The sequence below is a fragment of the Variovorax gracilis genome, from assembly GCF_030317115.1.
GTDB classification, from domain to species: Bacteria; Pseudomonadota; Gammaproteobacteria; order Burkholderiales; family Burkholderiaceae_C; genus Variovorax; species Variovorax gracilis.
This window is the reverse complement of record NZ_JASZYF010000017.1, coordinates 87,243-112,392: the sequence shown is the minus strand read 5'-3', so window position 1 is coordinate 112,392 and position 25,150 is coordinate 87,243. Positions and strand designations below refer to the sequence as shown.

The 25,150-nt window shown below is 64.1% G+C and carries 25 protein-coding genes; 16 read left to right on the top strand and 9 right to left on the bottom strand.

From position 1 onward, the window contains the following. On the top strand, positions 1-320 hold a 320-nt coding region (locus QTH97_RS25535), incomplete at its 5' end, for a hypothetical protein (RefSeq protein ID WP_286571307.1). 183 nt (positions 321-503) lie between these two features. Here the strand turns inward: QTH97_RS25535 and QTH97_RS25530 are convergent. The 3 genes from QTH97_RS25530 to QTH97_RS25520 are packed head-to-tail and all read right to left on the bottom strand — an operon-like array spanning position 504 to position 2,849. After that, complete coding sequence (locus tag QTH97_RS25530; RefSeq protein WP_286571306.1) at positions 504-1,352, bottom strand: fumarylacetoacetate hydrolase family protein; 849 nt, start codon at positions 1,350-1,352, stop codon at positions 504-506. A gap of 19 nt (positions 1,353-1,371) precedes the next feature. After that, complete coding sequence (locus QTH97_RS25525; RefSeq protein WP_286571305.1) at positions 1,372-2,118, bottom strand: SDR family NAD(P)-dependent oxidoreductase; 747 nt, start codon at positions 2,116-2,118, stop codon at positions 1,372-1,374. Next, positions 2,115-2,849, bottom strand: coding sequence for an SDR family oxidoreductase (locus QTH97_RS25520; RefSeq protein ID WP_286571304.1), 735 nt, complete (start codon positions 2,847-2,849; stop codon positions 2,115-2,117). The genes QTH97_RS25525 and QTH97_RS25520 overlap by 4 nt, the downstream gene beginning before the upstream one ends. Before the next feature lie 161 nt (positions 2,850-3,010). Between QTH97_RS25520 and QTH97_RS25515 the strand changes: the two genes are divergently transcribed. The 7 genes from QTH97_RS25515 to QTH97_RS25485 all read left to right on the top strand — a co-directional run bounded on the left by QTH97_RS25515 (position 3,011) and on the right by QTH97_RS25485 (position 10,052). Further along, a complete protein-coding gene (locus tag QTH97_RS25515) occupies positions 3,011-3,718 on the top strand; it encodes a FadR/GntR family transcriptional regulator (protein ID WP_286571303.1) in 708 nt (235 codons plus the stop codon). A 44-nt stretch (positions 3,719-3,762) separates the two neighbouring features. After that, positions 3,763-4,758 carry a sialic acid TRAP transporter substrate-binding protein SiaP gene (locus QTH97_RS25510; protein WP_286571302.1) on the top strand — a complete coding sequence of 332 codons (996 nt, stop codon included), beginning with the start codon at positions 3,763-3,765 and terminating at the stop codon, positions 4,756-4,758. Between the two features lie 135 nt (positions 4,759-4,893). Next, positions 4,894-5,451, top strand: a complete 558-nt coding sequence (locus tag QTH97_RS25505; protein ID WP_286571301.1) for a TRAP transporter small permease — start codon at positions 4,894-4,896, stop codon at positions 5,449-5,451. A gap of 19 nt (positions 5,452-5,470) precedes the next feature. Next, positions 5,471-6,865: a TRAP transporter large permease gene (locus tag QTH97_RS25500; RefSeq protein WP_286571300.1), complete on the top strand. Its 1,395-nt coding sequence runs from the start codon at positions 5,471-5,473 to the stop codon at positions 6,863-6,865. A gap of 34 nt (positions 6,866-6,899) precedes the next feature. After that, positions 6,900-8,426 (top strand): UxaA family hydrolase, encoded by a 1,527-nt coding sequence (locus tag QTH97_RS25495; RefSeq protein WP_286571299.1) that lies wholly within the window; start codon positions 6,900-6,902, stop codon positions 8,424-8,426. A 16-nt stretch (positions 8,427-8,442) separates the two neighbouring features. Further along, a complete protein-coding gene (locus QTH97_RS25490) occupies positions 8,443-9,501 on the top strand; it encodes a malate/lactate/ureidoglycolate dehydrogenase (protein WP_286571298.1) in 1,059 nt (352 codons plus the stop codon). Positions 9,502-9,701: 200 nt separating this feature from the next. Further along, positions 9,702-10,052, top strand: coding sequence for an alpha/beta hydrolase (locus tag QTH97_RS25485; RefSeq protein WP_286571297.1), 351 nt, complete (start codon positions 9,702-9,704; stop codon positions 10,050-10,052). A 55-nt stretch (positions 10,053-10,107) separates the two neighbouring features. On the opposite strand, the gene QTH97_RS25480 is transcribed toward QTH97_RS25485, so the two are convergent. Next, positions 10,108-11,490 (bottom strand): TAXI family TRAP transporter solute-binding subunit, encoded by a 1,383-nt coding sequence (locus QTH97_RS25480; protein WP_286571296.1) that lies wholly within the window; start codon positions 11,488-11,490, stop codon positions 10,108-10,110. A 79-nt stretch (positions 11,491-11,569) separates the two neighbouring features. Here QTH97_RS25480 and QTH97_RS25475 point away from each other — a divergent pair, with 79 nt between their 5' ends. Continuing rightward, entirely contained in the window at positions 11,570-12,481 is a 912-nt protein-coding gene (locus tag QTH97_RS25475) for an SDR family oxidoreductase (protein WP_286571295.1), read from the top strand. Positions 12,482-12,582: 101 nt separating this feature from the next. After that, positions 12,583-12,996: a YjjA family protein gene (locus QTH97_RS25470; protein ID WP_286571294.1), complete on the top strand. Its 414-nt coding sequence runs from the start codon at positions 12,583-12,585 to the stop codon at positions 12,994-12,996. Positions 12,997-13,077: 81 nt separating this feature from the next. Here the strand turns inward: QTH97_RS25470 and slmA are convergent, their stop codons facing one another. Next, complete coding sequence (gene slmA / locus QTH97_RS25465) at positions 13,078-13,722, bottom strand: nucleoid occlusion factor SlmA (protein WP_286571293.1); 645 nt, start codon at positions 13,720-13,722, stop codon at positions 13,078-13,080. A gap of 124 nt (positions 13,723-13,846) precedes the next feature. On the opposite strand from slmA, the gene galE reads away from it, so the two are divergent. Then, positions 13,847-14,863 (top strand): UDP-glucose 4-epimerase GalE, encoded by a 1,017-nt coding sequence (galE, locus tag QTH97_RS25460; RefSeq protein ID WP_286571292.1) that lies wholly within the window; start codon positions 13,847-13,849, stop codon positions 14,861-14,863. A 109-nt stretch (positions 14,864-14,972) separates the two neighbouring features. Here galE and argB read toward each other — a convergent pair whose 3' ends face one another. Together argB and QTH97_RS25450 are read right to left on the bottom strand one after the other, a co-directional pair. After that, complete coding sequence (gene argB / locus QTH97_RS25455) at positions 14,973-15,866, bottom strand: acetylglutamate kinase (protein ID WP_286571291.1); 894 nt, start codon at positions 15,864-15,866, stop codon at positions 14,973-14,975. Between the two features lie 140 nt (positions 15,867-16,006). After that, complete coding sequence (locus tag QTH97_RS25450; protein ID WP_286571289.1) at positions 16,007-17,101, bottom strand: MraY family glycosyltransferase; 1,095 nt, start codon at positions 17,099-17,101, stop codon at positions 16,007-16,009. 50 nt (positions 17,102-17,151) lie between these two features. On the opposite strand from QTH97_RS25450, the gene QTH97_RS25445 reads away from it, so the two are divergent. Continuing rightward, positions 17,152-17,898, top strand: coding sequence for a glycosyltransferase family 2 protein (locus QTH97_RS25445; protein WP_286571287.1), 747 nt, complete (start codon positions 17,152-17,154; stop codon positions 17,896-17,898). Between the two features lie 5 nt (positions 17,899-17,903). On the opposite strand, the gene QTH97_RS25440 is transcribed toward QTH97_RS25445, so the two are convergent. Beyond that, entirely contained in the window at positions 17,904-18,905 is a 1,002-nt protein-coding gene (locus tag QTH97_RS25440) for a glycosyltransferase family 2 protein (RefSeq protein WP_286571286.1), read from the bottom strand. A gap of 2 nt (positions 18,906-18,907) precedes the next feature. Further along, complete coding sequence (locus tag QTH97_RS25435) at positions 18,908-20,770, bottom strand: glycosyltransferase family 2 protein (RefSeq protein ID WP_286571285.1); 1,863 nt, start codon at positions 20,768-20,770, stop codon at positions 18,908-18,910. 201 nt (positions 20,771-20,971) lie between these two features. Here QTH97_RS25435 and QTH97_RS25430 point away from each other — a divergent pair, with 201 nt between their 5' ends. From QTH97_RS25430 to gmd, 4 genes are all read left to right on the top strand, one after another. Next, on the top strand, positions 20,972-22,393 hold the full coding sequence (locus tag QTH97_RS25430; RefSeq protein ID WP_353655652.1) for a mannose-1-phosphate guanylyltransferase/mannose-6-phosphate isomerase: 1,422 nt from the start codon (positions 20,972-20,974) through the stop codon (positions 22,391-22,393). 17 nt (positions 22,394-22,410) lie between these two features. Beyond that, entirely contained in the window at positions 22,411-23,193 is a 783-nt protein-coding gene (locus QTH97_RS25425; protein WP_286571284.1) for an ABC transporter permease, read from the top strand. A 6-nt stretch (positions 23,194-23,199) separates the two neighbouring features. Further along, positions 23,200-23,910 carry an ABC transporter ATP-binding protein gene (locus QTH97_RS25420; protein WP_286571283.1) on the top strand — a complete coding sequence of 237 codons (711 nt, stop codon included), beginning with the start codon at positions 23,200-23,202 and terminating at the stop codon, positions 23,908-23,910. Between the two features lie 75 nt (positions 23,911-23,985). Then, positions 23,986-25,023, top strand: a complete 1,038-nt coding sequence (gene gmd / locus QTH97_RS25415; RefSeq protein WP_286571282.1) for a GDP-mannose 4,6-dehydratase — start codon at positions 23,986-23,988, stop codon at positions 25,021-25,023. Positions 25,024-25,150 lie beyond the last annotated feature (127 nt).

The following is a 25,150-nucleotide window of genomic DNA, read 5'->3' as shown; positions in this document are numbered from 1 at the left end:
CTTCGGTGAATGTGTCAGGGCCGCGCATCGGAGCAGGTTTCGTGAGTCTGCAAAGACAACGCCTCAGGTCCACTTTCGGGAGACCTTCGAGTGAGATATTTCAGCAGCCTGTTAGGGAAGGGCTTGCCATCGAGATGGTGTTTGCTGGGTGCACGGAATTGGAACTGTGCCAGCTTGAAGTCGGCACCCTTGAAGCCCACGGCATCGGATGCACTGTCGCCCACATCCACTTGGATGGCGTGACTCTTGTTGAGCAGCTTGCCGGCCGCCTTGCCGGCGCAAGACCAATGCGAGTGTTCGGCTGCGGAAGCGAGCCGTAGGAAACAAGGCATGGGGTGACCTTTGGAATGATGAGATTGAATTGGCCCTCTCACGCAGCAAGGGCTGCGCGGAATCTTTTCAAGTCTCTTCCAAAGCAAAGGTCACCGGTTCTGAAAACGAGACGGGACTTGTCTCAGTTTTATGCAGGCAAACGGCCATGCGCCGAATGCCTTTTCCTGCCATCAGAGCTTGAAAGGCACGACTTCCTGGCGTTGCTCGCCCAAGCCTTCGATGCCCAGCGTCATCACATCGCCCTTCTTGAGGAAGACCGGCGGCTTCATGCCCATACCCACACCAGGCGGCGTGCCGGTCGTGATGATGTCGCCGGGCTCCAGCGTATTGAGCTGGCTGACGTAGCTGACCAGCCTGGCCACGTTGAAGATCATCGTCTTGGTGCTGCCGGTCTGCACACGCTTGCCGTTGAGGTCGAGCCACATTGCGAGCTTCTGGGGATTCGGCACCTCGTCCCGCGTGACCAGCCAGGGACCGATCGGACCGAAGGTGTCGAAGCCCTTGCCCTTGTCCCAGGTGAGGCCGCGCTCGAGCTGCCACTCGCGCTCACTCACGTCGTTGATGGTGCAGTAGCCCGCCACATAGTTGAGCGCATCCTTCTGCGACACGTAGCGCGCGCGGGTGCCGATCACCACGCCGAGCTCGACTTCCCAATCGCCCTTGACGGAGCCTTTGGGCAGCATCACGGGATCGTTCGGGCCCTGGATGCAGCTGATTGCCTTGGTGAAGACCACCGGCTCCTTCGGAATGGGCATGCCGGATTCCGCCGCATGGTCCGCATAGTTGAGGCCGATGGCGATGAACTTGCCAACGCCCGCCACCGGGCATCCGTAGCGCGGCTTCCCGCGAACGAGCGGCAGCTTGTCGACCTTGAGCTTGCGCAGCTTGGCGAGCGCGGCGTCGCCGAGTTGGTCGGGGCCGATGTCCTTGACCACCGCGCTCAAGTCGCGCAACTGGCCGCTGTCGTCGACGAGTCCCGGCTTTTCCTTGCCCGGGTTGCCATAGCGAACGAGTTTCATGTTGTCCTTTCTTCTGAGTTCAATAAGTGGAACGACCGCCGGAAAGATCGAATACTGCGCCGGTGGAGAACGAGCAATCTTCGGTGCAAAGCCAGGCAACCATCGCGGCGATCTCCTCCACCTTGCCGAAACGACCCATCGGGATCTTCGAGAGCATGAACGCGATGTGGTCCGGCGTCATCTGGTCGAAGATCGCGGTCTTCACTGCCGCGGGCGTTACGCAGTTGACCCGGACGCCCGTGTCGGCCAGTTCCTTGCCGAGCGACTTGGTGAGCGCAATGAGGCCCGCCTTACTGGCGCTGTAGGCGCTGGCGTTGGGATTGCCGTCCTTGCCCGCAACGGAGGCGATATTGACGATGCGGCCGTAGCCCTGCATGCGCATTTGCGCGACGACCTCGCGGCAGCAGATGAACGGGCCGGTGAGGTTCACGTCCATCACCTGCCGCCACGCGTCGACCGGATACTCCCAGAGCTTGGTGTTCGGACCCGTGATGCCCGCGCTGTTGATGAGCGCGTCGATGCGCCCGGCCTGCGCGAGCGTGGCGGCAACGGCCTTGGCCACGGAAGGCTGCTGCGTCACGTCGACAGTGAGCGCAAAGGCCTTGGCGCCGAGCGACCATGCGGCCTTGGTGGCGGCTTCTCCATCGCGGTCCCAGATCGTCACACTGCCGCCCGAGGCCAGCAGGCGCTGCACGATGCCGTAACCGAGCCCGGTCGCGCCACCCGTGACCACGGCGTGCCGGCCCGCGAAGTCGAGCTGGTTCATATGGTGATGCCCCCGTCGACCGTGAAGGCCTGCCCCGTGGCGAAGATCGATTCGTCACTCGCCAGGAAGACCACGACCGGCGCGATCTCCTCGGCCTTCGCGAGCCGACCCATCGGCTGGCGCGCGATGAAGGCCTTGCGCGCTTCTTCAGGGTCGGCATTGGCGTTGATGCGGTCGCCGAGGGACGGCGTATCGACCGTGCCTGGACATACTGCATTGCAGCGGATGCCCTTGGTGACGAAGTCGGCGGCCACGCTCTTCGTCAGGCCGAGCACTGCCGCCTTGGTGGTTCCGTACACGAAGCGATTTGGCAGGCCCTTCATGCTGGAGCAGACGCTCGCCATGTTGATGATGCTGCCGCGTCCGGCGGCAAGCATGCCCGGCAGGACCGCCTGGATGGTCCAGAACTGCGCGCGCACATTGAGATGGAAGGCGAACTCGAGGTCGGCATCGGTGGCGTCCAGCGCCGTGCCGTTGTGCACCACGCCCGCGCAGTTGAACAGCACGTCGAGCGCCGGCAGCGTCGCTACGAAGGCCTCGATCGCCGCCTTGTCGAGCACGTCGAGCCGGGCGGTCTTGATGTTGGCGACGCCCGCGTAGCGATCGAGCAGTTTCTCGTTGACGTCGGTCGCCCATACCTGGGCACCCTCGGCGGCAAGGGCGAGCGCGCTCGCCTGTCCTATGCCCTGTCCGGCCGCGGTGACGAGTGCGGTCTTGCCCTGGAGTCTCATGGGATGTCCTCGTTGAAGCTTTGTCGGATGGTCACGCCACCGGGGGTCCGCCGCGTTCAGGGTTTCGCCGGATGGCTGCCGGGCGGTGCGAATCGTATTCTGAATTGGCCTGACCACTTGTCCAATTCAGGACAACCCTTAAGCCCCAAGCCTTGCACCTCGTGCCGCTACAGACCGTCGAACCCCGTCGTCTCTACCGCCAGATCGCCGATCAGCTGCGCGCGCTGATCGCCGGCGGAGAGTTTCCGGTCGGTGCGCGGCTGCCGGCGGAACGCGATCTGTCCAAGCAGCTTGGCGTGAGCCGTCCATCGGTGCGCGAAGCGCTGATCGCGCTGGAGGTCGAGGGCTGGGTCGAAGTGCGGACCGGCTCCGGGGTCTACGTGCTCGATCGCTCGCACCGGGCGTCCGCGCCGGTGGAGGCGGCCGAGTGGGGTCCGCTGGAACTGATCCGCGCACGCCGCGTGGTCGAAGGAGAGACCGCTGCGCTCGCCGCCACGATGGGCAAGCGCAAGGACGTGGACGCCATGACCCGCGCCATCGAGGCCATGCGCGAGATGGCCGACCGCAACGTGATGCCGCTCGAAGGCGACAGGGCCTTCCACCTGGCGGTCGTCGACGCCTGCGGCAACGTCGTGCTGTCCGAGACCGTGCAGGGCTTCTGGGATTCGCGCAAGGGCCCGATCTTCACGCGCCTCGGCGGGTACTTCGAGACGGTGAAGTCATGGCGCTCGGCCATTGCCGAGCACGAGGCCATCCGCGATGCCATCGCCGCACGCGACGCGGACGGCGCGCGCAAGGCGATGCACGAACACATGGACAAGTCGCACCAGAGATTCAGCGCGAGCTGGCGCCGCGCGAGGGTTTCCTGATTCGCCAGCAGTGTTCTCTTTTCCAACCACAACGGAGACAACCGATGACCAGCAAACGTTTCGCCATCAAGACCATCGCAGCGTGCGCCATCGCGGCCAGCACGCTGGGCGCCTTCGGCATCGCGCAGGCGCAGACCAAGCTGAAGTGGGCGCACGTCTATGAAACCTCGGAGCCCTTCCACAAGTACTCGGTGTGGGCCGGCGAGGAAATCAAGAAGCGCACCAACGGCAAGTACGAGATCCAGGTGTTCCCGGCGTCGAGCCTGGGCAAGGAATCGGACATCAACCAGGGCCTGACGCTGGGCACGGTGGACATCATCCTCACCGGCGCGAGCTTCGCCGGCAATACCTACAAGCCGCTGGCCGTCACCTACTTTCCCTTCATCTTCCGTGACTCCGAGCACCTGCTGAAGTACGCCAAGAGCGACGTGTTCGCGGAGCTGGCCAAAGGCTATGACGAGAAGAGCGGCAACCACATCGTCGCGCTCAACTACTACGGCGCGCGCAACGTGACCTCCTCGGCTGCGAAGCCGGTCGCGAAGCCGGAAGACATGAAGGGCCTGAAGATCCGCGTGCCCGATGCACCGGCCTACCTGGCCTTCCCGAAGTCGCTCGGCGCGAACCCGACGCCGATCGCCTTCGCCGAGGTGTATCTCGCTTTGCAGAACGGCACGGTCGACGCCCAGGAGAACCCCTTGCCCACCATCGAGGCGAAGAAGTTCTACGAAGTGCAGAAGAACATCTCGCTCACCGGACACATCGTCGACTCGCTGCTCACGGTGGTCTCGGGGCCGCTGTGGCAGAAGCTCACACCGGACGAGAAGAAGGTCTTCACCGAGGTAATGCAGGAGGCCGCCGAGAAGACCGGCCGCGAGATCATCGCCTCCGAGGCCCGCCTCACCGAGGAGTTCAAGAAGAAGGGCAACAACGTGATCACGGTCGACAAGAACGCATTCCGCGAGGCGGTGCTCAAGAACACGAAGCCCACGGAGCAGGGGTACCGTCAACAGGACTACGACCGCATCTTGGCGATCAAGTAGGCCCCACCCCCGTTTCTTGCTCACTTCGTGTAGCCGAATCCCCCCTCCAGGGGGCAACACCTGCGGCCCGGCGGAGCCGGTTCCGCGGTGTGTCCCGCGAAGGCCGCACCGCAATCCACCTGCAAGGAGATGCGATTGACTGAACAGAAAATCATTGACGATGAAGGCCACTTCCATGCCGAGGACGAGGTGGTCGACCTGTCGGACACCATTGCCGAAGGGTGGATCGCGCTCGCGCTCTTCTGGCTGCTGGGGCTCACGGTGTTCTATCAGTTCGTCACGCGCTATGTGATGAACGATTCCGCGGCCTGGACCGAGGAAGTCGCGCGCTACATGCTCATCGGCGTGGTGTTCATCGGCGCGGCGATCGGCGTGGCAAAGAACAACCAGATCCAGGTCGACTTCTTCTATCGCCACATTCCGGCGGCGATGGGGCGCTGGATGTCGAAGGCGGTGGATGTGATTCGCGTTCTCTTCTTCGTCGCCGCCGCGGTCATGACGGTGCAGATGATGATCAAGATCGGCAACCAGACGCGCATGACCATCGTCGACCTGCCGATGAACATCGTCTACGGCTTGTGCCTGTTCGGCTTTGCGGCGATGGCATGGCGCTCGGTGCAGACCGCGCGCATCCACTGGCGGCGCGGCTACAGCGTGCTCGAACGCCCCGAATCCACCCTGGCCGACCACTGACGAACGGAAGCCCAAGCCCATGCTGAAAATCTTCTTCCTGGTCTTCATGGCCGGCGGCATTCCGGTCGCCATCGCCATGGCGGGTGCCTCGCTGGCGTACATCCTGCTGTCGAGCAGCCTGCCGCCTTTCGTCGTCATCCACCGCATGGTGAGCGGGATCGACAGCTTCCCGCTGCTGGCCGTGCCCTTCTTCATCCTCGCCGGCAACCTGATGAACAACGCCGGCATCACGACGCGCATCTACAACTTTGCGCTGGCCCTGGTCGGCTGGATGAAAGGCGGGCTCGGCCACGTCAACGTGCTGGGATCCGTGATCTTCGCCGGCATGAGCGGCACCGCGATCGCCGATGCGGCGGGTCTCGGCACCATCGAGATCAAGGCGATGAAGGAGCACGGCTACGAAACCGAGTTCGCCGTCGGCGTGACGGCCGCGTCGGCCACGCTCGGGCCCATCATTCCGCCGAGCCTGCCTTTCGTGATCTACGGGATGATGGCGAACGTGTCGGTTGGCGCCCTCTTCCTGGCAGGCATCCTGCCGGGCGCGATGATGGCCATCCTGATGATGCTGACGGTCGCCTACTACGCGCACAAGAACAAGTGGGGCGGCGACGTCAAGTTCTCCAGCACGCGGCTGTTCAAGGCGCTGAGCGAACTCGCGGTAGTGGTCGGCTGGCCGCTGCTGCTGTGGGCGGCCATCGACAAGCTCGGGGCACCTGCACAGATGACGGTGTTCGCTGGTCTCGCGGCGCTCTTCGTGCTGGACAAGATCTTCAAGTTCGAGGCGCTGCTGCCCATCATGACGCCGGTGCTGCTGATCGGCGGCATGACCACCGGCCTGTTCACGCCGACCGAAGGTGCGATCGCGGCCTGCGTGTGGGCCATGATCCTCGGCTTCGCGTGGTACGGCACGCTGTCCTGGAAGATGTTCGTCAAGGTCTGCCTGGACACGATCGAAACCACCGCCACGGTGCTTTTCATCGTCGCCGCCGCTTCCATCTTCGGCTGGATGCTGACGGCCACAGGCGTCACGGCGGACATCGCCGCCTGGGTGCTCGGCTTCACGGACCAGGCCTGGGTGTTCCTGCTGCTCGCCAACCTGCTGATGCTGTTCGTCGGCTGCTTCCTGGAGCCGACGGCGGCCATCACGATCCTGGTGCCGATCCTGCTGCCCATCGCGACGCATCTCGGCATCGATCCCATCCACTTCGGGCTGGTGATGGTGCTGAATCTCATGATCGGCCTGCTGCATCCGCCGATGGGCATGGTGCTCTTCGTGCTCGCGCGCGTAGCGGGCCTCAGCTTCGAGCGCACGACGATGGCAATCCTGCCATGGCTGGTTCCGCTGCTGGTGAGTCTCGCGATCATCACCTACATGCCATCACTGGTACTGTGGTTGCCCAAAATGTTCTTCTGAGCGCATCGTCGCTCGGCACAACAAGGAACACACGATGAATCCCTTTATCCGACTTCACCCTGCCGACGATGTCGTGATCGCACGTGGCCAGCTGGTCGGCGGAACGCCGGTCGAAGGCGTCACCGCACGCGGGCTGATTCCACCCGGCCACAAGATCGCCGTGCGCGCCATCGCGCAAGGCGAGCCGGTGCGTCGCTACAACCAGATCATCGGCTTCGCGAGCAAGCCGATCGCACCCGGCGAGCACGTGCACACGCACAATCTCGACATGGGGCCCGACAAGGGTCACTTCGATCGCGACTACGCCTTCGGAGCCGACGTGAAGCCGCCGCCAGCGCGGCGCGAGGCTGCGTTCATGGGCATCCGCCGTGCGGACGGCCGGGTGGCTACGCGCAACTACATCGGCGTGCTGACCAGCGTGAACTGCTCGGCCACTGCAGCGCGGGCCATTGCGGACCACTTCTCTCGCAAGACCAACCCGGCGGCGCTCGCGGACTATCCCAACGTCGATGGCGTGGTCGCGCTCACGCACGGCACGGGCTGCGGCATGGACACGAGCGGCATGGGCATGCAGATCCTCGAACGCACGCTCACGGGCTATGCAACGCATCCGAACTTCGCGGCGGTGCTGGTGGTCGGCCTGGGTTGCGAGGCCAACCAGATCAATGCATGGCTCGCGACCGGCAATCTGAGCGAAGGCGAGAACTTCCGGGTCTTCAACATCCAGGACACCGGCGGCACGCGCAAGACGGTCGAGAAGGGCGTGGCGCTCATCAACGAGATGCTGCCGCGTGCCAATGCGGTGAAGCGCGAGCCGTGCAGCGCGGCGCACATCACGATCGGACTGCAATGCGGAGGCTCGGATGGCTACTCCGGCATCAGCGCCAATCCGGCATTGGGTGCGGCGGTCGACCTGCTGGTCGCGCATGGCGGCACGGCGATCCTGTCGGAGACGCCAGAGGTGTACGGCGCCGAGCACTTGCTCACGCGGCGCGCTGTCAAGCGCGAGGTCGGCGAGAAGTTGGTCGAGCGAATCCGTTGGTGGGAGCACTACACCGCCATCAACGAGGGCGAGATGAACAACAACCCTTCGCCGGGCAACAAGGCGGGAGGGCTCACGACCATCCTCGAAAAGTCGCTTGGCGCGGTCGCCAAGGGCGGCACGAGCAATCTCGAAGCGGTGTACGAATACGCCGAGCCCGTGACGGCACATGGCTTCGTCTACATGGACACGCCGGGCTACGACCCCGTGAGCGCCACGGGGCAGGTGGCCGGTGGCGCGAACATGATCTGCTTCACCACCGGACGCGGCTCTGCCTACGGTTGCGCCCCCTCCCCTTCGCTCAAGCTCGCCACCAACTCCGCGCTATGGCAGCGGCAGGAGGAGGACATGGACATCAACTGCGGCGAGATCGTCGAAGGGACGGTGTCCATCCAGGAGATGGGGCAGCGCATTTTCGAACTGGTACTCGCCACCGCATCGGGCGAGCATTCCAAGAGTGAACAACACGGCTACGGCCAGAACGAGTTCGTGCCGTGGCAAGTCGGCGCGGTCATGTAGGCAAACAGGAAGCGCTATGTCCCAGACACTTCAAGCATCGACCTTGCGAACGCAGGTCGCATCGATCATTCAAGCCGCCGGCAGCACACCTGCCGAAGCCGGGCAGGTCGCAGCCAACCTCGTGCTTGCCAATCTCAGCGGTCACGATTCGCATGGCGTCGGCATGGTTCCGCGGTATGTAGACGCAGTGGTCGAAGGCGGACTCAAGCCGAACGCATCGGTCAAGGTCAATCTCGACGCGGGTGCGATGTTGGCGCTCGACGGTCAACGCGGCTATGGGCAGGTCGTCGGTGTGCAGGCGATGGAACTCGGCATTGCGCGCGCGAAGCAGCAAGGCAGTTGCATCCTCTCGCTCGCGAATTCGCATCACCTGGGCCGCATCGGGCACTTCGCGGAAATGGCGACGGCGCAAGGGCTGGTGGCGATGCACTTCGTCAATGTGCTGTCGCGCCCCGTGGTCGCGCCCTGGGGCGGTGGCGACGGCCGCTTCGGCACCAATCCCTGCTGCATCGGCGTGCCGCTCGCGGGCGCCGAGCCCTTCGTCCTCGACTTCGCGACCAGCCGTGTCGCGCAGGGCAAGATGCGCGTGGCGTACAACAAGGGCGAGCGCGTGCCTCCTGGCCACCTGATCGACGAGCACGGCGCCCCGACCGATGACCCGGGCGTCGTCGTCGTGCCGCAGAGCAACGGCCTTTTCGGCGCGCTCATGACCTTCGGCGAACACAAGGGCTACGGCATGGCGGTCGCGTGCGAACTCCTCGGCGGCGCGCTGACCGGCGGCGGCACCTGGCATCGGCCGGCCGACACGGCGCGCACCGTACTCAACGGCATGCTGGCGGTGCTGATCGATCCCGCGAAGCTGGGCACCGAGGAGAGCTTCGAAAAGGAAGCGAGGGCTTTCATCGATTGGCTTCGCCAAAGCCCGGCAGGTGCGGGCTTCGACGCTGTGCAGATCGCCGGCGAGCCTGAGCGCAAGGCGCGCGCGACGCGCGAGCGCGACGGCATCTGGCTGGACGATGCAACCTGGAGCGAGATTGTCGAATCCGGTCGCAAGGTGGGGGTGTCGATCGTTTGATTGTTTCCAAATGGGTGACGCGGTTCTTCCAAATGCGAGGGTTTTTACCGACCGATTGGTCTCAAACTTCATCCCACGGACCAGCAGGAAGCTGATCTGGGTGAACAGGGCACAGAGCGATGTGGCCACCCCCCCAACGGGCTTGGCGACTCACCCCAAGACCGGTTCGATTCGTCCCAACGCATTTGAAGGAAATTGAAATGAAGACCTCGAAACTCATCGCTGCGGCCGCTCTCTCCCTCTTGGCCGCCGCGGGTGCACACGCAGAAACCTACGAAGGTGTGCATCCCTTGACCACCGCCAACAGCCGTGCCGACGTGAGCGCGGAAGCCCGGGTGGCGGCGCGCAGCGGCAACCCGTACGGTGAAGGCTCGGATGCCGGCGTACAGACCGTGGCGTCCAACACCGACCGCGCCGCGGTCCGTGCGCAAGCCGTGGCGGCAGCGCACAATCCGCTGCAAAGCCTCGACCGCCGCGCCTTCTACCGTGACCAGGTTCCGGCCGCCTACTACAAGCCGAAGGTTTCGGTGACGCGCCAAGCCGGCCTGTAATCCATCGACGGCACGGTGAAGGCCGGGTCCGCGAGTTCGCGGGCCCGGCCTTTTTTCAATGCCCGGCCTTCTCCCCTTGCGCGCCACCACCTTCGGTTTGCCGGTTCAACTGCGCGCGCACATAGTCGACGTGCTGTCGCAAGGTGTAGACCCTGTCCGTGAAATCGAGCGGAAACTTGGTGTGGACGATGTCGTCCTCGATCCGATCGAGTTGCGCGAGCGCTTCTCGCCGCTCTTCGGCTGCAAGCTTGCGTGACGCCAGATCCTGCTCGAGAAATTTCAATTCCCCATAGCGGCGGTAGAGGCGGCTCTGGCGCCGCCAGTTGACCAGGCCGGGCAGCAACCGCGCCAGCGGCACGAGGATGGCGGCCAAGGGAACCAGCAGCAGCAGGAGCCGCTGGGCGTAGTTCGCCGCCCAGAAAGGCAGATAGCTTTGCAGGAATGGACGTCCGTGCTTGAAGTAGCGCTCCGCCTCGGTCGACAGCGGGAAATCCGTCGCCCTCGGACTCGGGAATTCGTCGGGCCGATTGATCAGGCTGGGTTGCCTGTGCACCTGCCTCGCCGCTTCGAGCAGGAGATAGGCCAATGCCGGGTGAAGTTCGTCGCGCACGACCAGGTTGGCTGTCGTCGCGAGCAGTTCGATGTCGTGGGGCGGCAGGTCGCGCTTCGGATCGACCGAGCCCCGCTTCAGTGTCACCGGCTGAAAGAAAGGAAAGCGCCGTGCAATCCCTTCGACGTGGTCCAACGAGGCCAGATGCATCGCACCATCGGCAAGAAGTCTTTGCACTGCCGGCGCCTGAGGCGCTGCGATGATGATGGCAGCATCGACCTGGTGCTTGCCGAGCATGTCCGCGGCCGCCATCCCGCCCTCGCTCACAAAGGTCGTGCCGTCGGGCGCACTCTGCTGGCCGTCCGCGACCGCGACGCCGTAGATCGACAGCAGCTGGACGGCGACCATGTAGTTGCCGCTGCCCGGAACGCCGACCGCGATCCGCTTTCCCCTGAGCGCCCCCAGGCCCTTTGCCAGGTCGAGCGTGTGCGTGAAGATCCACACCGGCTCGAAGGCCACGGTGGCCAGCGAGCGCAAAGGCGTCGAATCAGGCGACGCATCGGGATCGAGTGCGAGGACGCCCGTGCCGCCCTGGACGAAGGCCACCGAGACCGAAGCTTCATTCAACCGCTGCAGGTTCTCGACACCGCCGCTCGAAGGACGCAACTCGAGCGCAATGCCGTTGGCCCGCAGGATGTCCTGGTACCGCTGCCCGAAGCGGTGATAGGCGCCATCGGCGACGCCGGTACTCATCGCCATCGTGCGCGGCGGCGTCGGGCTGACAAAGCGCACGACGAACCAGATGGCCGCTGTGAGAGCGGCGATCAGCGCCAGCCAGAACAACAGGCGACGACCAGTGGGCAGCGTCGGCATGGCCGGAGTCTTCATGCTTGAACCTGAAGCATTGGAATGATGCATTCTGCCTTCGACGTTGCGCGCGCATGGGGTGGCGACTAGCATCGTCTTGATGCAACCGACTCTCGAAAGCAAGGTGGCGCTGGTCGCTGGAGCGACCCGGGGCGCGGGACGCGGCATCGCCGTGCAACTGGGTGCAGCCGGGGCAACGGTCTATGTCACCGGGCGCAGCACCCGGACCAGTCGATCCGAGATGAACCGGCCTGAAACGATCGAGGAAACTGCGGCCCTGGTGGACGCCGCCGGAGGCCGAGGCATCGCTGTGCAGGTCGACCATCTGGTCCCGGACGAAGTACGCGCCCTCGTGGACCGCATCAGGGCCGAGCAGGGCAAGCTGCACATCCTGGTGAACGACATCTGGGGCGCCACCACGATGGAGTGGAACAAGTCGGTCTGGGAATCTTCGCTCGATATCGGACTGCGCACCTTGCGCCTCGGTGTGGAGACGCATGCGATCACCAGCCATTTCGCCATTCCGCTGCTCATCGAGACGCCCGGCGGGCTCGTCGTGGAGGTCACCGACGGCACCGACGAATACAACGCGAGCAACTACCGCGTGTCGTTCTTCTACGACCTGGCCAAGGCGTCAGTCAACCGCATGGCATTTGCGCTGGCCCGCGAGTTGCGGCCGCACGGGGCGACCGCCGTGTCGCTCACGCCCGGATGGTTGCGCTCCGAAGCCATGCTGGAGGCGTATCGCGTCACCGAATCGAACTGGCGTGATGCAACAGCGTACTCGCCCCACTTCGCCATTTCCGAAAGTCCGGCGTTCGTGGGGCGGGCAGTCGCTGCACTGGCTGGCGATCCGGATGTGGCGCGCTGGAACGGGAGTTCATTGTCGAGCGGCCAACTTGCAAAGGTCTATGGCTTCACCGATATCGACGGCAGCCAGCCCGATGCCTGGAGGTACGTGCCGGAAGTGCAGGACGCTGGCAACCCGGCGGACACGACCGGGTATCGCTGAAGTCCAACGCAGTCAGCACTAACTGTTTCAATGTCGTAGCAATGGCGTCGTCGGCTTGAGCTATGGTCTTCGCAACTCACCAGTTCTCGAAGGAGTCGCACATGACCCAATCTCACTTCCGTTTCGCCAGCGTCGGCGCCGCTCTCATCTGTCTTGCCGCTGGATCTGTCCACGCGCAAGGCTTGGACATGCTGAAGGGGTTGGGCGGCGGAGGCGGCTCGTCCGCCCTGGGCTCGATGTCCTCGGGCAGCCTCGGGAATGCGGCGGGCGTTCTCGAGTACTGCCTCAAGAACAACTACCTGAGCGGGGACGCTGCATCCTCGGTCAAGGACCAGCTCATGAGCAAGATCCCCGGGGGCAAGCCCGCATCGGACAGCGGCTACGTCGACGGCTCTCAGGGCATCTTGACCGGCAGCGATGGCAAGAAGATGGACCTGACCGGCGGAGGCTTGAAGCAGGAAATCACGAAGAGGGCCTGCGACTTCGTCCTCAAGCAAGGCAAGAGCATGATCTGACCCTCAGGGGGCCATGCGAGCGGTCCTTGCCAGCCGGTTCCACCCGGCAAGGTCGCGGGCCCCGCTGACGGCAATCAAACCTCAAAGCATCAGCGCGACCGCAGCATCCAGATGCTCGGAGGGCGCGCGCCGGAAGCCCGAACGGGCAAAGCGCTGCAAGCGCCCCACGACGAAGGCCGTCAGCGCGGACGCCCTCACCTGGGCATCGACGCTCGGTGTCGCTGAACCGTCGCCAGCCGCCGCATCGCGCAAGGCTTGCCGAAGGGTCGCCTCGATCTTGTCGAAGAACTGGTTCATGCGGTTCTGCAGCCGCTCGTTCTCGAAGACCAGCGCGTCGCCGACCATCACGCGCGTCATGCCGGGGTTCTTCTCGGCGAACTGCACCAGCATCGCGACGATGCGCGTAGCTTGCTCGCTGCCCGCCGGTTCGCGTTCGACAATCTGATTGACAAGTGTGAACACGCTCTGCTCGATGAAGTCGATCAGCCCTTCGAACATCTGCGCCTTGCTGGCGAAATGCCGATAGAGCGCAGCCTCGCTGACATCGAGCCTGGCCGCCAGGGCGGCCGTGGTCACGCGCTCGGCGCCGGGCTGCTCGAGCATGGCGGCCAGGGCCTGGAGGATCTGCACGCGCCGCTCGCCCGGCTTGGGGCGTTTGCGGGTCGGTACGGCCACCGGTTCTGAACTGATTGGCGCGTCGGAGGCGCTTTGCTCGTCGTTCTGCATGGGCGCGTGCAAAATGTAAAAAAATGATTCTCGCACACGCCAGTTAGCGCGTGCCAACCGGGCATGCCCTGCTTGTCGCGCAGAATCGACAGGTAGTTCCACGGGGGCGGTAAGCCAAATAAGTATGAGTCAGAACATTCTCGTCACCGGCGGTGCCGGTTTCATAGGCAGTCACACCTGCGTGGCACTGGCAGCAGCCGGCTATGCGCCGGTGATCCTGGACAACCTCGGCAACAGCGACGTCCGCGTGCTGGAGCGGCTGGAACGCATCACCGGCGCCAGGCCCCGCTTCATCGAGGGCGACGTGCGCGACCGGGCCTTGCTCGACAAGCTCTTTCGCGAGCAGCCGATCGGTGGCGTGATCCATTTCGCGGGCCTCAAGGCGGTCGGCGATTCGGTGGCCGATCCGATCACTTATTACGACAACAACGTGAACGGCACCTTCGTGCTGGCGGCGGCGATGCAGGCGGCCGCTGTGCGAACGCTGATCTTCTCGTCGTCGGCCACCGTCTACGGCGACCCCGACCGCTCACCCATCCCCGAAGACGCGCCGCTGCGGCCGGCCAATCCCTACGGGCGCTCCAAGCTCATGGTCGAGCAGGCGCTGGCGGATCTGCATCGCGCGAACCCTGCCTGGCGCATCGCGCTGCTGCGCTACTTCAATCCCGTCGGCGCCCATGAAAGCGGCCTGATCGGCGAACACCCGCAAGGCAAGCCGAACAACCTGATGCCCTTCGTTTCCCAGGTGGCGGTGGGCCTGCGCGACAAGCTGGCCGTGCACGGCGGCGACTACCCGACGCCGGACGGAACCGGCGTGCGCGACTACGTTCACGTGATGGACCTCGCCGAGGGCCACGTGGCAGCCCTGCGTCACGCCGAAAAGCAACCCGGACTGGTCACGCTCAACCTGGGCACCGGCCAAGGCGCTTCGGTGCTGGACGTGGTGAAGGCCTTCGAACGCGCCAGCGGCCAGCGCATTGCGTATGAGATCGGCCCCCGCAGGCCAGGCGACGTGCCTGCCTACTGGGGAGATCCAACGCTGGCGCAAGCTACGTTGGGCTGGCGCGCGTCCCGGAGCGTGGATCAGATGTGCGCCGACAGTTGGCGCTGGCAACAAGCCAACCCCAACGGCTACGCATGAGCGTCAAGGCAAGCAAAGCGAAGCCCGCTGGCAAGGCACCGCGGATCCGGCTGCGCCGGTCAGGGGGTTGGCGAAGCGACACGAAGTGCGCGCACCCTGGGGGCGAGCCTTACCGGGCTCGGATCATCGTCCCGTAGGCCTGGTCGGTGAGAATTTCAAGCAGCATGGCGTGCGGCACTCGCCCATCGATGATGTGTACCGCATTCACGCCGCTCTTCGCCGCGTCGAGCGCGCCCTCGATCTTGGGCAGCATGCCGCCGGAGATCGTGCCGTCGGCAAAGAGCTCGTCGATCTCACGGGCGCTCAGGTCGGTCAGCAGCTTGCCGTCCTTGTCGAGCACGCCCGGCGTGTTGGTGAGCATCATCAGCTTTTCTGCCTTGAGCACCGTGGCGAGCTTGCCCGCGACGACGTCGGCGTTGATGTTGTAGCTCTCGTTCTCCTCGCCGAAGCCGATCGGGCTGACGACGGGTATGAAGGCGTCGTCCTGGAGCGCCTTGACCACGCTCGGGTCGATCGAGACGATGTCGCCGACCTGCCCGACGTCATGGTGCAGGTTGGGATCGTTGCGGTCGGCCATCTTGAGCTTCTGCGCGCGGATCAGTCCGCCGTCGCGCCCCGTCAAGCCCACCGCCTTGCCGCCGGCCTGGTTGATCAGGCCGACGATGTCCTGCTGCACCTCTCCGGCCAGCACCCACTCGACCACCTCCATGGTCTCGGAGTCGGTCACGCGCATGCCCTGGATGAAATGGCCCTTCTTGCCGAGCCGATTGAGCGCCGCCTCGATCTGCGGGCCGCCGCCGTGCACCACCACCGGATTCATGCCGACCAGCTTGAGCAGGACCACGTCCTCGGCGAAGTCGGCCTGCAGTTCAGGGTCGGTCATGGCATTGCCGCCGTACTTGATGACGATCGTCTTGCCGTGGAACTTGCGGATGTACGGAAGCGCCTGGGCCAGGATTTCGGCCTTGTCGCGCGGGGGAATGTTGAGCACGGGATCGGTCATGGTGAGCAACGGAAAGAAGAGACTTTGAATTGTGGCGGAACTTCCCGCGCCCCACATGTCCGGATCATTCCCAAAAAATGCGGCGAAACCTGCTTCCCAGGGCCGCCGGTATTGCCCCGAGGGGAGGGCGGAGCCCCGGCCTAGGGGCGCAACCAGCGAGGCACCTTGAATCGCACGATCATCAAATAGGCAGCGACGTACGTCGCCACGAACAGGGCGCAAAACGCCATCAGCACGGGCGTGTTGTTCCAGAACAGCACAGCCGGCACCACCGTCAGCGCCGCGAAGATCCACAGGTACGGCGAAGTCCGGTTGTTGCGCGCGAGCAGTTGGCGCGCTTCGTCGTCCGCGAACGCCACGCGAACGATGCGCCGGAAGATCAGTTGATGAAAATGCAGAGCATCCGCCGTGCCCGGGGATTGCCCCCGCGCGATCTTGCGGTAGATGGAAAACACCGTCTCCCACACCGGATAGATCAGAAGCAGCATCGGGAACCAGGGCGAAACGACCCGGTGACGCTGTACCAGCGTCACCGCGGCCACCGCGATCACCATGCCCCAGACGTAGGCGCCACCATCGCCCGCGAAGATCTTTCCGCGCGGATAGTTCCAGATCAGGAAGCCGACCGTGGCGCCGACGAGGCAGATCACCATGGCAGCCAACTGCCGGTCGCCCACCTGCAGCGCCACGTGCGAGATGGCCAGGCAGACCAGCACGGCCACGGTCCCGGCCAGCCCATTGTAGCCATCGATGATGTTGAACGCATGCGGCAAGCCGCCGATGGCAAACGCAGCGAACAAAAGCCCCGCGTAGGGCGCAACCTGTATCCAGCCGTCGACGGTGGCGATGCCGGTCCTGGACACGCTCAGGTGGAGGACCCAGCACAACAGCAGCGCGGAACCGATGGTGAGCCCGAGCCGGTATCGCACCGACACCCGCTGGGTCACATCCTCGATGATGCCGCCGAGCACGGCCGGGGCGATGCACAGCAGCGTGATCGCAGAGGCCTTCAGCGGCCACGACACATTGAAGGGGTCTGAAGGCATCCCCGCGACCAGCCACGCGACACCCATGCCCGTCAGAATGCCGGCACCTCCCAGCCGCGGCACGTGGCCCTTGTGAAAGCGCTGCGGCATGTCATGGCCGTAACGCCGTGCATGCCGGCGCGCCCGGCGCATGAATATCTGCACGGCGAATGCAGAGAGAAGAAAACTGATGACGATCAGAGCAATCATGGGGTTTGGGCGGGAACTCTAGAATTCCCCAGCGAAATTAGACCATGCCGATGTCCCCGCCCCACTCTCCTCCCATCACGGTGTCGATCGTGAGCCATGGTCAGCTCGAACTGGTTCTCCCGCTGATCGAGGAGCTGGACCGATTCAACCGCGGCCTCGTGGCCAAGCTCGTGCTCACACTCAACATCCCCGAACCCGACCTGCTGGCAGGACGTACCTGGGGCTTCGAGATCGAGCGCATAGAGAACACCGCGCCCAAGGGCTTCGGCGCGAACCACAATCACGCCTTTGCGCGTTGCGCGACGCCCTGGTTCCTCGTGCTCAATCCGGACATCCGCTTCGATAGCGACGTACTGGCCCCCCTGATCGCCGGGGCCGCGCCGGAAAGCGGCCTGCTGGCGCCTCGAATCCTCGAACCCGGGAAGCCGACATCCGAGCAGCACCGCGCGATCATCACGCCGCTGGAAATCATTTCGCGCAAGCGTTCCGACTATGTGCGACCGGCGATCCCAGCCTGGATTCCAGGCCTGTTCATGCTGTTTCGCAGCGAGGCCTATCGCCGGATCGGAGGCTTCGACGAACGCTTCTTCATGTACGGTGAGGACTTCGACATCTGCGCCCGCCTGCGCCTCGCGGGGTGGAAGCTGCAGATCGCCGAACAACTCCAGGCCCGGCATGACGCGCGACGGGCAAGCCATCGCAGCAAGCGGCATCTCTACTGGCACGTGACCAGCCTGTTGAAGGTGTGGTCGTCGGCTGCGTTCTGGCGCTACTGGCGCATGGACCGGGCAGGCTGACCGAGTCAGACCGATTCGAACAGGTCGCGGACGACGCCCCGCACCCCACGGCCGAATTTTTCGTAGCGGCCCGTCATGGCCTCCCGGAACACCGGCACGCAGCGCGCGATCCGACTTTCCGGCAATGACGCGCGAAAGTGCTGATGCTCGATCTTCGAGTGCAACTTCTCGATCGTGGCGGGCGACACCCTGTCGCCCAGTTTCCGAAGGCGCGCGAGCAGAAGCTCCGCCTTGATGGCGCGCTTGATGTGCGTGTCGCCACGCGAGGCAAGCGCCTTGCGAACCTTCTCGACAAAGGAGTCGCGCCGTGCGCCGATCTGGTTGGAAGCGTGCTGGCGGTACTCGATCAAGGGGTCTTCCATGACGTCGACGCTACCAACGGCCGACGCAACGATCGCGAGCCACTCGTCGTGCAGCCATTCGACCGGGAACGGTACGGCATCGTCCAGCAAGGTTTGCCGGAAGATCGCTGTCGCGCCGGTCACGAGATTGCGGCGCAGAAAGACGTCGAACGCGTTGCCGCCGTGGATCCAGCTCAGCTCGAAGGGCTTCACCGCCAATGCATGGAAAAGAGAGTGCCCCAGGTCCTTGCGGCCATCGTCGACCAGGCGTGCGTCGGTGTGCAGCAGGAGCAGGTCGGGACGTCGTTCGAACTCTGCGGCCATCCGCGCCAGACGGTCGGGCACCCACACGTCGTCCTGGTCGCTGAGAGCGATGAGATCACCTTCACAGGCGCGCACCGCCTGCTCGAAGTTCTTGGTGACGCGAAGTGCGAAGGCGTTCTCCAGGACGCGCAAGGCCACGGGATGCCCGGGGCGCTCGGCCGCACACTCGGCGACAGCGGCGCGTGCGATGTCGACGCACCCGTCGCTCGACGCATCGTCCGACAGCACGATCTCCTTGGGCGGCCGTGTCTGCAGGCAGATGCTGCGCACCTGCTCACGGATGAAGCTTGCGCCGTTGTAGGTGCACAGGGCGACGGAGATGGAGAGTTGGCCGGTTGCCATGATCAATGATTTGCGGACTCGGAGTACCACGCTGCTCGGGACGGCCAGGCGTAGCTGAAGTCCTCGAACTCGAGGGTCAGGTTCGGGCTGTAGGCCGGGTCGCCGCGCAAGGAATTGCCCCAGCGCTGCCGCATGTACGCGGCGTCTTGCCGAAAGTGCCTGGTCCTGGGGCTCCACGTCGCTCCATGGTGAACCAGCTCTGCATAGGGCGTCCACACGTTGCGCAGACCTGCCTCGCCCAAGCGCAGGCATAGATCGACATCGGCAAAGGTAGCCTTCAAGTGGACGCTGTCGAGCCCGCCGACCCGCTGGTAGAGCGACTTGCGCAGAAGCAGGCACGCACCGGACACGGCTGACAGGGACTGTACGAGCGCCGCGCGCCCGTAGTACCCGTTTCGTCCGGGAGGCATCCCACGGTGGGAGTACCCGGCCACGCCACGGGCGCCAAGGATCACGCCTGCATGCTGCAGTGCCCCCGCCGGATACCAAAGACGCGCCCCCACGGCACCTACGCCCGGCTGCACGGCGAGACTCACCATCTCGTCAAGCCAGTCGCCCGCCTTGATTTCGAGCTGATCGCTGAGGAGGGCCACGATGCTGCCTCCTGCGAACTCGACAGCCTCGTTGCAGGCCCCGGCGTCATCGAGAGATTGCTCGGTCCGCATGATGCGGACCTTCGACGCCTGCGCGACGGACTGCAAGCAGGCCAGCGCGTTGGAATCGGTCGAACCACGGTCGACGACAACGATCTCGTAGTTTGGATAGGCCGTCTTCTGAAGGATGGAGTCCAGGCACCGGCGGATCGCCGTGGCGGCGTCGCGCGTCGGGATGATCAGTGAAACCAGCGGCAGCGCTTCCGGAAGGGCATAGCGGATGCGATAGCCGAAACCGATGTGCTCCGCCGCGGCGCGAACACCCGTGCGCGCCAAGTGCTCATTGAGGGCGCGCTCGCCCGCCACCGCGGCGTAGGGCTTGGCGTCCATCGAACCGGCCGTGCTCTCGCTGTGCACCCGCCAGTGATAGAGCACCCGGGGCACATGCCGCACTTGCCGCGCCTCCACGCGCTCCACGCAGCGCAGCACCAGATCCCAGTCCTGCGAGCCTTCGAGCCCGATCCGGAAGCCGCCCACTTCGCGCACGAGGTCGGTCGCCAGCACGCCCAGGTGACTGAACATGTTCTGCGAACGGAACAGGTCGGCGTTCCAGTCCGACTTGAAATAGGGGTCGAAACGTCGCCCGGACTCGTCGATCTTGTCTTCGTCCGAATAGATCAGGCGCACGTCCGGATGCGTTGCGATGCAGTCCGCCACGCAGAACAGTGCGTGAGCGGGCAGCAGGTCGTCGTGGTCCATGAGCGCCAGCCAAGGCCCGCTCGCGAGCGCCAGTGCGCTGTTCGACGACGCCGAGATGTGGCCGTTCTCCGGCCGGAAGACCACCTTGATCCGCGCATCAGTCTCGGCGTATGACTTCAGGATGTCCCGCACGGCCACGGAAGTCGATGCATCGTCAGCGATGCAAAGCTCCCAATGCGGATAAATCTGGCTGCGCACCGACTCGACGGCCTCGCGCAACCATGCGGGGTTCGGGTTGTAGGTGGGCATGAGCACCGAGATCAGCGGCGGATTCGACATCGCAGCGATACGCTGCTCCATCTGCTCTCGAACCGTCGCGGTCAACGTGTCGTTCAGTTCGATCCACTTGGCATAGTCGAGGCCGCCCCCGAGGCGCTGGCGCAAGGTCCATTGCAGGCCGCGCCAGCCTGAAGAGCGGACCAGGCGCCAGGCCCGCTGGATGCGGCCCTCTGGATTCGAGCCCTGCGAGAGCGCAGGACGATCGAGGCTGGGGAGCGGAGATACGGGTTTCATGAGTGAACGGCGCAATGGATCGATCCGCTCGTCGCGGCGTGCTGGCACGCCACGAATCGGAAGCGTCGCTCCAAGGTCGAGGCGACGCCGCGCAGCGAGTGATTATCTTCGCAAAGGGCGCGTCCTCCGCCGACACGGCGGGGCGCCCCGGGAGTCCATGGTTCGCCCGGTAAAATCGCCGGCTCTCAAAGAGAAGGACTCATGATGCGTGTGCTTTCAGTGGTGCTCTCGGGCGGGGTCGGGTCCAGACTGTGGCCTGTTTCCAGACAAGCCTTTCCGAAGCCCTTCATGAAGCTCGGGGGCTCCACGTTGCTTCAGCAGGCGATCGAACGCGGACAGGCTTGCGGCGCCGGCGAACTGATGATCGTCACCAACAAGGACTATCTGTTTCTCACCAAGGACGTGCTGAAGCAGGTTTCGCAGCCGCCGGAAACCACCCTCCTGCTCGAACCGGAAGGCCGCAACACCGGGCCCGCCATCGCATTGGCGGCGCTTCAGTGCGTTCGGCAGTTCAGCGGAGACACCGTGATGCTCGTGCTTCCAGCCGATCATCTGGTGCCGGACACAGCAGCGTTCGCGGCCAGCGCCAGCGTGGCCATCGGGCTCGCTGCGCAGGGCTCGCTGGTCGTGTGGGGAATCCATCCGACGGGGCCCGATACCAGTTTTGGCTACATCGAGGTCGAACACCTCGCACGCGAGAGCCAGCCGGCCAAGCGCGTCGTCGCCAGGCTCGACGCCGAAGCCGCCCAGGAATCCCTCGCCACCGGACGCTCCTACTGGAACAGCGGCATGTACTGCTTCACCGCCGATGCGATCTTGGCGGCCTTCGAGCAGCATGCGCCCGAGGTGCTGTCCGCTGCGCGCGCGGCGCTGGATACATCCCAGGCGAACGGCAACGCCGTCCAGTTCGACCCCAAGGCGTTCAGCCTTCAGGCCGACGTCAGTTTCGACGACGCCGTGGCGGCCCGCGCCGGCAACGTTCATGTCGTCCCAGCGACCTTTGGCTGGAGCGATGCAGGATCGTGGCCCTCGGTTGCCCAAGTGAACTCGCCCGATGCCAACGGCAACACCATGCCATCGGATGTCGTGGCGATCGACACCACCGGAACGCATGTTCAGGTCGACAGCCACGGCCCGAAGATCGTGGCCACGCTGGGCGTCCATGACCTCGTGATCGTCGACACGCCGGATGCGCTTCTGGTTGCGCACAAGGACAGTGCGCAGGGCGTCAGGGAGATCGTCGACGTCTTGAAGGCTCGTACGCACGAGACGATCCACTTGCCCGCGGTCGTTCACCGGCCGTGGGGCACTTATGCTTCTCTCAAGGAAGAAGACGGCTACAAGGTCAAGCGCATCACCGTCAAGCCCGGTGAAGCGCTTTCGCTGCAGTACCACCACCAGCGCGCGGAACATTGGGTGGTGGTGCGAGGCACGGCAATGGTTCAGGTCGGCGACGTTGAACACAAGACCCTGCCTGGCGAGTATCGATACATCCCTCTCAAAGAAAGACATCGTTTGACAAATATTGGCACGGACGAGCTGGTGCTCGTCGAAGTACAGTGCGGCGCCTATCTCGGCGAAGACGACATCGTGCGGCTCGCCGACACGTACGGGCGCGTATGAGCCAGGCACATTCCAACTTGCATCGCAGCGCTTGGGCAGACTGGTGGGAAGGCACTCGCCGCACCGACATCTGGTGGACATTGGCGTGGTTCGACATCGTGCTTCGCTATCGACGCTCCATGCTGGGCCCGTTGTGGCTCACGCTCAGCATGGGCGCCATGATCGGCGGCATGGGCCCGCTCTACAGTTCGCTCTTCGGCACCGAACTCTCCAAGTTCTTCCCCCACCTGGCACTGGGCATCATCTTCTGGGGATTCTTCTCCAGCATGGTGACGGACTCCTGCAATGCCTTCATCGGGTCATCGAACTACCTCAAGCAAGGCTATTTCCCGATCAGCCTCTTCGTTTGGCGGAGCATGGCGCGCAATCTCATCCAGTTTGCGCACCAGATCGTGCTGTACGTCCCCGTGGCGATCTGGGCTGGCATCTCCCTGTCTTGGTCGGCATTGCTCTTTGTCCCGGCATTTCTTCTCGTTCTGGTGAACGCACAGGCCCTGGGCCTCGCGCTGGGGCTCGTCTGCACCCGGTTTCGGGACGTCACGCAGATCGTCACCAGCGTGATGCAGATGCTCATGTTCCTGACGCCCGTCTTCTGGCTGCCGGAGACCTTGCCCGGACGCGCCCAGTACATCCTCTGGAACCCGTTCGCGCAGATGCTCGACCTGCTGCGCACGCCCCTGATGGGCGGTGTCTCGGAGGCTCACAACTGGTGGGGCATCCTGGTTTGGACCGCTTTGAGCCTGATCGTGTCGAGCCTCCTGTTCGCGAAGTACCGTCGCCGAGTCGTCTATTGGCTGTAAGGAATCATGGCTTCCATCTCTCTCAAGAATGTCTCGGTGAATTTCCCGATCTACGGCGCCGGCGCGGCCTCCTTCAAGAAGACGCTCGCGGCGTCCGTGACGGGAGGACGCTTCGGCAAGGAAACGGGCGTCAATGTCGTCCAGGCACTGAGCAACATCGACCTGGAGCTGAAGAGCGGCGACAGGCTGGGCCTGATCGGCCACAACGGCGCCGGCAAATCGACGCTGCTTCGCACCCTCGCCGGCGTTTATGAGCCCTCCTCGGGCGAGTTCGTCCGGCAGGGATCGGTCTCCAGCCTGATCGACCCGTCCCTGGGCATCGAGATGGACGCGACGGGCATCGAAAACATCATGCTGCGCGGACTGGTGATGGGCATGAGCAAGAAGCAGATCGACTCGCTGACGCCTGAAATCTGCGAGTTCAGCGGGCTCGGCGAGTACGTCAACATGCCTGTCAGAACCTATTCGACCGGCATGCTGATGCGGCTGGCCTTCTCCATTTCCACCAGCGTCGAGGCCGACATCCTTCTGATGGACGAATGGCTGTCCGTCGGCGATGCAGAATTCACCGAGAAAGCCGAGAAGCGGATGAAAGATGTGGTTGCCAAGTCGGGGATACTGGTGCTGGCCTCTCACTCGATGGATCTGATCGCCAAGGAATGCAACCGTGTCATCCACATGGAGCATGGCCGTATCGTGGAGAAAGCGGTTGGCTAGCTAGACAGAGAGCAGGTCGCGCCACGCCGTTCGGAAAGCGCCAGCATGGCGCGATATTTGCATCAAAGGAGTTCCATGAAGAAACGCGCCTTGGTCACAGGCATTACCGGTCAGGATGGCGCTTACTTGGCCGAACTCCTCCTCAGCAAGGGCTATACGGTCTACGGGGCATTTCGCCGGACAAGTTCAGTCAACTTCTGGCGCATCGAGGAACTTGGAATCCAGAATCATCCTGAGCTGAAGCTGTCGGCGCACGACATGACCGACCTCGGCAGTTCGCTGTCTCTGATTGCGCACGCGGAGCCCCACGAGGTTTACAACCTTGCGGCACAGAGCTTTGTCGGCGTGAGTTTTGATCAGCCTACGACGACTGCACAGATCACGGCCATGGGAGCTCTCAACCTGCTGGAGGCGATCCGTCTTCAGAACCCCAAGATCAGGTTCTACCAGGCCAGCACGTCCGAGATGTTCGGCAAGGTGCAGGCGGTGCCTCAAGACGAAAGTACCCCGTTCTATCCGCGCAGCCCCTACGGCGTCGCGAAGCTCTATGCACACTGGATCACGGTGAACTACCGCGAGAGCTACGACATCTTCGGCAGCAGCGGCATCCTGTTCAATCATGAAAGCCCGCTTCGCGGCCGCGAGTTCGTGACCCGGAAGATCACCGATAGCGTTGCCAAGATCAAGCTGGGAAAACTCGACACGATGGAACTCGGAAATCTCGACGCCAAGCGCGATTGGGGTTACGCCAAGGAGTATGTCGATGGCATGTGGCGAATGCTTCAAGCCGACGAGCCCGACACTTACGTGCTGGCCACGAATCGGACCGAAACCGTCCGCGAGTTCGTGCGCATGGCCTTCAAGGCGGCAGATATCACGGTGGACTTCAGGGGGAGCGGCGACGGGGAGACAGCCGTGGATACCACGACGGGCAAGACCGTACTTCGCATCAACACGAGGCATCACCGCCCTGCGGAAGTCGATTTGCTGATCGGAGATCCGGCAAAAGCCAAGGCGAAGCTCGGGTGGGAACCGGTCACCACGCTGGAAGGGCTCTGCCAGATGATGGTCGAGGCCGACCTGCGGCGAAATGCCCACGGGTATTCGTTTTGATTCGGTACTAGCTTCGCGCCTGCCGCGCAGTTCCACGAAGGGCCGGCCCTTGGCAAGGTTGGGCCTTCAGGAACCGCGATAGCACGTCGGCCAATGCCGGCTCCACGAGGGCATGGCCGGCGGATGC

What these genes read in the sequence shown, in the direction of transcription:
- QTH97_RS25475 (WP_286571295.1), top strand. Translation starts at nt 11,570, where the DNA reads ATGCAACCGACTCTCGAAAGCAAGGTGGCGCTGGTCGCTGGAGCGACC.
- argB (WP_286571291.1), bottom strand. Translation starts at nt 15,866, where the DNA reads ATGACCGATCCCGTGCTCAACATTCCCCCGCGCGACAAGGCCGAAATC.
- QTH97_RS25520 (WP_286571304.1), bottom strand. Translation starts at nt 2,849, where the DNA reads ATGAGACTCCAGGGCAAGACCGCACTCGTCACCGCGGCCGGACAGGGC.
- QTH97_RS25495 (WP_286571299.1), top strand. Translation starts at nt 6,900, where the DNA reads ATGAATCCCTTTATCCGACTTCACCCTGCCGACGATGTCGTGATCGCA.
- QTH97_RS25450 (WP_286571289.1), bottom strand. Translation starts at nt 17,101, where the DNA reads ATGATTGCTCTGATCGTCATCAGTTTTCTTCTCTCTGCATTCGCCGTG.
- gmd (WP_286571282.1), top strand. Translation starts at nt 23,986, where the DNA reads ATGAAGAAACGCGCCTTGGTCACAGGCATTACCGGTCAGGATGGCGCT.
- galE (WP_286571292.1), top strand. Translation starts at nt 13,847, where the DNA reads ATGAGTCAGAACATTCTCGTCACCGGCGGTGCCGGTTTCATAGGCAGT.
- QTH97_RS25490 (WP_286571298.1), top strand. Translation starts at nt 8,443, where the DNA reads ATGTCCCAGACACTTCAAGCATCGACCTTGCGAACGCAGGTCGCATCG.
- slmA (WP_286571293.1), bottom strand. Translation starts at nt 13,722, where the DNA reads ATGCAGAACGACGAGCAAAGCGCCTCCGACGCGCCAATCAGTTCAGAA.
- QTH97_RS25530 (WP_286571306.1), bottom strand. Translation starts at nt 1,352, where the DNA reads ATGAAACTCGTTCGCTATGGCAACCCGGGCAAGGAAAAGCCGGGACTC.
- QTH97_RS25510 (WP_286571302.1), top strand. Translation starts at nt 3,763, where the DNA reads ATGACCAGCAAACGTTTCGCCATCAAGACCATCGCAGCGTGCGCCATC.
- QTH97_RS25420 (WP_286571283.1), top strand. Translation starts at nt 23,200, where the DNA reads ATGGCTTCCATCTCTCTCAAGAATGTCTCGGTGAATTTCCCGATCTAC.
- QTH97_RS25500 (WP_286571300.1), top strand. Translation starts at nt 5,471, where the DNA reads ATGCTGAAAATCTTCTTCCTGGTCTTCATGGCCGGCGGCATTCCGGTC.
- QTH97_RS25485 (WP_286571297.1), top strand. Translation starts at nt 9,702, where the DNA reads ATGAAGACCTCGAAACTCATCGCTGCGGCCGCTCTCTCCCTCTTGGCC.
- QTH97_RS25445 (WP_286571287.1), top strand. Translation starts at nt 17,152, where the DNA reads ATGTCCCCGCCCCACTCTCCTCCCATCACGGTGTCGATCGTGAGCCAT.
- QTH97_RS25470 (WP_286571294.1), top strand. Translation starts at nt 12,583, where the DNA reads ATGACCCAATCTCACTTCCGTTTCGCCAGCGTCGGCGCCGCTCTCATC.
- QTH97_RS25430 (WP_353655652.1), top strand. Translation starts at nt 20,972, where the DNA reads ATGATGCGTGTGCTTTCAGTGGTGCTCTCGGGCGGGGTCGGGTCCAGA.
- QTH97_RS25480 (WP_286571296.1), bottom strand. Translation starts at nt 11,490, where the DNA reads ATGAAGACTCCGGCCATGCCGACGCTGCCCACTGGTCGTCGCCTGTTG.
- QTH97_RS25525 (WP_286571305.1), bottom strand. Translation starts at nt 2,118, where the DNA reads ATGAACCAGCTCGACTTCGCGGGCCGGCACGCCGTGGTCACGGGTGGC.
- QTH97_RS25435 (WP_286571285.1), bottom strand. Translation starts at nt 20,770, where the DNA reads ATGAAACCCGTATCTCCGCTCCCCAGCCTCGATCGTCCTGCGCTCTCG.
- QTH97_RS25440 (WP_286571286.1), bottom strand. Translation starts at nt 18,905, where the DNA reads ATGGCAACCGGCCAACTCTCCATCTCCGTCGCCCTGTGCACCTACAAC.